This is a genomic window from Streptomyces sp. NPDC006643 (assembly GCF_042870175.1).
In the GTDB taxonomy this organism is placed as follows: Bacteria; Actinomycetota; Actinomycetes; order Streptomycetales; family Streptomycetaceae; genus Streptomyces.
The window spans coordinates 1-5,490 of sequence record NZ_JBIAHA010000050.1 but is presented as its reverse complement, the minus strand read 5'-3'; the positions used below and the strand labels follow the sequence as shown (position 1 = coordinate 5,490).

5 protein-coding genes are annotated in these 5,490 nt (G+C 67.9%); 3 read left to right on the top strand and 2 right to left on the bottom strand.

From position 1 onward, the window contains the following. Positions 1–130: 130 nt before the first annotated feature. Together ACFYNU_RS38200 and ACFYNU_RS38195 are read right to left on the bottom strand one after the other, a co-directional pair. Positions 131–679 carry a hypothetical protein gene (locus tag ACFYNU_RS38200; protein ID WP_356595981.1) on the bottom strand — a complete coding sequence of 183 codons (549 nt, stop codon included), beginning with the start codon at positions 677–679 and terminating at the stop codon, positions 131–133. 95 nt (positions 680–774) lie between these two features. Further along, a complete protein-coding gene (locus ACFYNU_RS38195; protein WP_356595983.1) occupies positions 775–1,014 on the bottom strand; it encodes a hypothetical protein in 240 nt (79 codons plus the stop codon). Positions 1,015–1,296: 282 nt separating this feature from the next. Here ACFYNU_RS38195 and thyX point away from each other — a divergent pair, with 282 nt between their 5' ends. From thyX to ACFYNU_RS38180, 3 genes are all read left to right on the top strand, one after another. Then, complete coding sequence (gene thyX / locus ACFYNU_RS38190) at positions 1,297–2,034, top strand: FAD-dependent thymidylate synthase (protein ID WP_356595985.1); 738 nt, start codon at positions 1,297–1,299, stop codon at positions 2,032–2,034. 329 nt (positions 2,035–2,363) lie between these two features. Then, positions 2,364–3,263: a 4-hydroxy-tetrahydrodipicolinate synthase gene (gene dapA / locus ACFYNU_RS38185; protein WP_354608788.1), complete on the top strand. Its 900-nt coding sequence runs from the start codon at positions 2,364–2,366 to the stop codon at positions 3,261–3,263. Positions 3,264–3,480: 217 nt separating this feature from the next. Further along, positions 3,481–5,166: a ribonuclease J gene (locus ACFYNU_RS38180; protein ID WP_356595988.1), complete on the top strand. Its 1,686-nt coding sequence runs from the start codon at positions 3,481–3,483 to the stop codon at positions 5,164–5,166. The last annotated feature ends 324 nt before the right edge of the window (positions 5,167–5,490 follow it).

The window sequence follows — 5,490 nt, the reverse complement described above, 5'->3', positions numbered from 1 at the left end:
GGGGTGTCGCGCACCCCCCCCCCCCCGGCCGGGCCCCCCCCCCCCCCGGCCGGCGCGCCCCCCGCCCCCCCCCCCCCCCCCCCCCCCCCCCCCGGCCGGATCGCTCAACTCGCGAATACGGGGCGCCGGTTCAGCCGCGCCGGTACTCGTCGCCCCACGCCTCGACGGAGTCGGCCGCCCGGTCGAAAGCCTCCGAGCGCGACAGGAAATCCGCGTTGTGATCGGTGAGCAGCAGCCGCTTCTCGCCGTCATCGAGTACGAGCAGAAGCGCCTGCCCCTGCACCGTCCGCGGCAGCCCCAGCCAGCGCACCGGCTGCTGCACCGTACGGACCTCCACGGCCTCGCTCCACGGCACGGTCCGGGTCCTGAGCAGCCCCACCCGCCGTACGCCGTGCCGGCTGACCCACGCACCCACACGCAGCAGCCGCAGCGCCGCGGCGATCATCACCAGCGCGATACCGAGACATACGGCGGCGCCGGACACCGCCCCGGCGAACGCGATGATCATCGTCGCCAGCAGGACGAACGAGGCCAGCAGCAGAAGCAGCGCCGACGCGCCCACCCGCCACGGTCCCGGGCGGTAGGGGCGACGCCAACGGTCGTGGTCGTCGAACGGAAGCGCGACATCATCACTGGTCGCGTCAAACGCACGGTCGGCCGTCAGGAAGGGCAGGGGCACGACTGATCCTCACTCACAAGCACGCTCGATCGGGCGGTGCTGGCTGAGGTTATCGAGGAGCGCCCCGGCACGACCACTCAGGGGGGCCGGACGGGTCAGCGGCCCTGGGACGCCTCGGACTGCTGCGCCTGTCCGGACGGCTGACCGGATTCGAGCGCGGGCAGCCCGAACAGCAGCGAACCCGCGAACCCGGCCGCGACAACGAGCCCGATGAGCGTGCGACTCATGGCCTCGGACCGGCTGATCCGTTGTCTGGGAGGGGGAGTGACGTTACTGCGGAAGCTGTCGGCCTCGGCGACGAATGCGAACGGGACGGCCTCACGCCGGCGGAACATGGGGGAGAACTCCTTGCGGTCTTGCGATCCTGCGAATGGACGCGAGTGGCTGGCTTGTCGATGGTGGCGGCAGTGGGAGAAGTGACTTCGTGCCGCTACTGGGTCAGACGCGTGGGACGCCCATTTGGTGCCCGATTTCGCCGAATTGGCGAACATCCGCATCAAGCACGCACACGCGTCGGCGACGGCCGCCCGCGCGGCCCCGCGCGCCGTCGGCGATCCCAGTGCCTGGTCGTAGAGTGGGCGCCGCCCGACAGAACGCGACAGGAAGGACCCCCGCCGGTGAGTGAGACCCCCGCCGAGACCAAGCCCAGCTTCCGCAGTGAGGTGACTGTCGACCTGGTGAAGCACAGCGCGGGCGACTCCGACGTCCTGTGGGCCGCACGCGTCTCCACCGCGGGTGAGCAGTCCCTGGAAGAGCTCTCGAAGGACCCCGAGCGCTCGAAGGGGTTGATCAACTTCCTGATGCGCGACCGCCACGGCAGCCCTTTCGAGCACAACTCGATGACCTTCTTCATCAGCGCCCCGATCTTCGTGTTCCGCGAGTTCATGCGGCACCGGGTGGGCTGGTCGTACAACGAGGAATCCGGGCGCTACCGGGAGCTCCAGCCGGTCTTCTACGTCCCCGACGCCTCGCGCAAGCTCGTCCAGGAAGGCCGCCCCGGGAAGTACGTCTTCGTCGACGGCACCCAGGAGCAGCAGGACCTCACCGAGCGCACGATGACGGAGTCGTACCGCCAGGCGTACGAGGCGTACCAGGAAATGCTGGCGGCCGGCGTCGCCCGCGAGGTGGCCCGCGCGGTGCTCCCGGTGGGCCTCTACTCGTCGATGTACGCGACGTGCAACGCACGCTCGCTGATGCACTTCCTCGGGCTGCGCACCCAGCACGAGGCGGCGAAGGTCCCGAGCTTCCCGCAGCGGGAGATCGAGATGGTCGGCGAGAAGATGGAGGAGCAGTGGGCGCGGCTCATGCCGCTCACGCACGCCGCCTTCAACGGCAACGGGCGGGTGGCACCGTAAGCCGTGCGAGGCGCCCGTCGCGGGGCCCGCAGGGCTGTCCTTGCGCACTGATGTACGGACCGGGGTGCCAAGTGTCCGGATTGCGGCGTTTCGAGAAGTTCATCTAGGCTGATCAAACGGACCCGGCACTGCCTGAACCCCCGAGCAGTCAGTGCCGGGATCCGTACACCGCGGTCAGGGGAGCAGTCAGAGGCCGCGTTTCCCCCGAATCCCGGGCGGCTCCCCAGCCCAGCACCACCCCAGAGCCCGCATCCGCACCGCGGGTCCCCGACCTGCCCGTGTGCCCCCGAGGGGACACGCCGAGCCGAGCAACGAGTAGCGTGTTACCCATGGCTCCGATCTCCACTCCGCAGACCCCCTTCGGGCGGGTCCTCACCGCCATGGTCACGCCCTTCACGGCGGACGGCGCACTCGACCTCGACGGCGCCCAGCGACTCGCCTCGCATCTGGTGGACGCAGGCAACGACGGCCTGATCATCAATGGCACCACCGGCGAGTCCCCGACCACTAGCGACGCGGAGAAAGATCAGCTGGTACGGGCCGTCCTGGAGGCGGTCGGAGACCGGGCACACGTCGTCGCCGGCATCGGCACGAACGACACCCGGCACAGCATCGAACTCGCCCGCACCGCCGAACGCACCGGCGCGCACGGTCTGCTCGCTGTGACCCCGTACTACAACAAGCCCCCGCAGGAAGGCCTCTTCCAGCACTTCACGGCCATCGCCGACGCGACCGGCCTCCCGGTGATGCTCTACGACATCCCGGGCCGAAGCGGCGTCCCCATCGACACCGAGACACTCATCCGTCTCGCCCAGCACCCGCGTATCGTCGCCAACAAGGACGCCAAGGGCGACCTCGGCCGAGCCAGCTGGGTCATCGCCCAGAGCGGCCTCCCCTGGTACTCGGGCGACGACATGCTCAACCTCCCGCTCCTCGCGGTCGGCGCCATCGGCTTCGTCTCCGTCGTCGGCCACGTGGTCACACCGGAACTGCGCGCCATGCTCGACGCGCACGTCACCGGTGACGTCCAGAAGGCCACGGAGATCCACCAGAAGCTGCTCCCCGTCTTCACCGGCATGTTCCGTACGCAGGGAGTCATCACCACCAAGGCCGCGCTCACCCTTCAGAAGCTGCCGGCCGGACCCCTGCGCCTCCCGCTCGTCGAGCTCACGGAGCACGAGACGGCCCAGCTCAAGATCGATCTCGCGGCCGGTGGGGTAGAGCTGTAATCGAGGCCTCGCCTCCACGAACACGGTTCATGAACCAGGTTTCATGAACAGCGAAGTTTTTGAACGAAATATCGAACTTCACAACTGAATAACCGAACACACCGAGTGCTGGGCATTCCGCCCGCTCGGACACCAAGCAAGTGCAACAGCAAGTGCACGAATGTCACGCGCGCCACGTGCCTCTGCGGCACGTGGCGCGCGTGGTGAGGAGAGTCTTTTGAGTCATCCGCATCCCGAACTCGGCGCCCCGCCGAAGCTGCCCAAGGGCGGCCTGCGCGTCACCCCGCTCGGTGGCCTCGGCGAAATCGGCCGCAACATGACGGTCTTCGAATACAACGGCCGACTGCTGATCGTCGACTGCGGCGTCCTCTTCCCCGAAGAGGAACAGCCGGGCATCGACCTGATCCTGCCGGACTTCACCACCATCAGCGACCGCCTCGACGACATCGAGGGAATCGTCCTCACGCACGGCCACGAGGACCACATCGGTGGCGTCCCCTTCCTGCTCCGGCTGAAGCCGGACATCCCGTTGATCGGCTCCAAGCTGACCCTCGCCCTGATCGAGGCCAAGCTCCAGGAGCACCGCATCCGCCCGTACACCCTCGAAGTGACCGAGGGCCATCGCGAGCGTATCGGCCCGTTCGACTGCGAATTCGTCGCGGTGAACCACTCGATCCCGGACGCGCTGGCCGTCGCCATCCGCACCCCCGCGGGGATGGTCGTCCACACCGGCGACTTCAAGATGGACCAGCTCCCGCTGGACCGTCGACTGACCGACCTGCCGACCTTCGCCAGACTTGGCGAGGAAGGCATCGATCTGCTGCTCTCCGACTCGACCAACGCCGAGGTGCCGGGCTTCGTCCCGCCCGAGCGGGACATCTCGAACGTCCTGCGGCAGGTCTTCGGCAGCGCACAGAAGCGGATCATCGTGGCGAGCTTCGCCAGCCACGTCCACCGCATCCAGCAGATCCTCGACGCCGCGCACGAGTACGGCCGCAGAGTCGCCTTCGTCGGTCGCTCGATGGTCAGGAACATGGGCATCGCCCGGGACCTCGGCTACCTCAAGGTCCCGGCCGGCCTCGTCGTCGACGTCAAGACGCTCGACGACCTCCCGGACAGCGAGGTCGTCCTCGTCTGCACCGGCTCCCAGGGCGAACCGATGGCCGCCCTCTCACGCATGGCGAACCGCGACCACCAGATTCGGATCGTCCCCGGCGACACGGTGATCCTCGCGTCGTCCCTCATCCCGGGCAACGAGAACGCGGTCTACCGCGTGATCAACGGCCTGACCCGCTGGGGCGCGAACGTCATCCACAAGGGCAACGCCAAGGTCCATGTCTCGGGCCACGCCTCCGCCGGCGAGCTCCTGTACTTCTACAACATCTGCAAGCCCAAGAACCTGATGCCGGTCCACGGCGAATGGCGCCATCTGCGCGCCAACGCCGAACTCGGCGCACTGACGGGCGTCCCGAAGGACCACATCGTCATCGCCGAGGACGGAGTGGTCGTCGACCTGGTCGACGGCAAGGCCAGGATCGTGGGCAAGGTCCAGGCGGGTTACGTGTACGTCGACGGGCTCTCCGTCGGCGATGTGACCGAGACGTCCCTCAAGGACCGCCGCATCCTCGGCGACGAGGGCATCATCTCCGTGTTCCTGGTGGTGGATTCGACGACCGGCAAGGTCGTGGGCGGCCCGCACATCCAGGCGCGAGGCTCCGGCATCGAGGACTCCGCGTTCGCCGCCGTCATCCCGAAGATCGAGGAGATCATCGGCAAGTCGGCCTCGGACGGCGTCGCCGAGCCGCACCAACTCCAGCAGCTGGTGCGGCGATCGGTGGGCAAGTGGGTCTCCGACACCTACCGCCGGCGCCCGATGATCCTGCCTGTGGTCGTCGAGGTCTGACCTCGACCGGACCTCAACACCGGAGCGGGGCCCCCGATTTGCTTCGGGGGCCCCGCTCCAGTAGGTTTACGGCTCCACCTGGACGGGAAGCCGAGGTACTCACGTACCGCGAGCGGTGCACCGGACCGGGTGGGAATTCCGACTCAGAATCTCTGATAAAGTCGGATTCGCCGAAAGGGAAACGCGAAAGCGGATAACTGAAAGCGATCCCGCTGACTGGGAATCAGGGGCCGAAAGGTTCTGATAGAGTCGGAAACGCAAGACAGCAACACAGCAAGAACCGAAGGGAAGCCCGGAGGGACCCGGAAACGGGACCAAAGGAAG

What these genes read in the sequence shown, in the direction of transcription:
- ACFYNU_RS38195 (WP_356595983.1), bottom strand. Translation starts at nt 1,014, where the DNA reads ATGTTCCGCCGGCGTGAGGCCGTCCCGTTCGCATTCGTCGCCGAGGCC.
- dapA (WP_354608788.1), top strand. Translation starts at nt 2,364, where the DNA reads ATGGCTCCGATCTCCACTCCGCAGACCCCCTTCGGGCGGGTCCTCACC.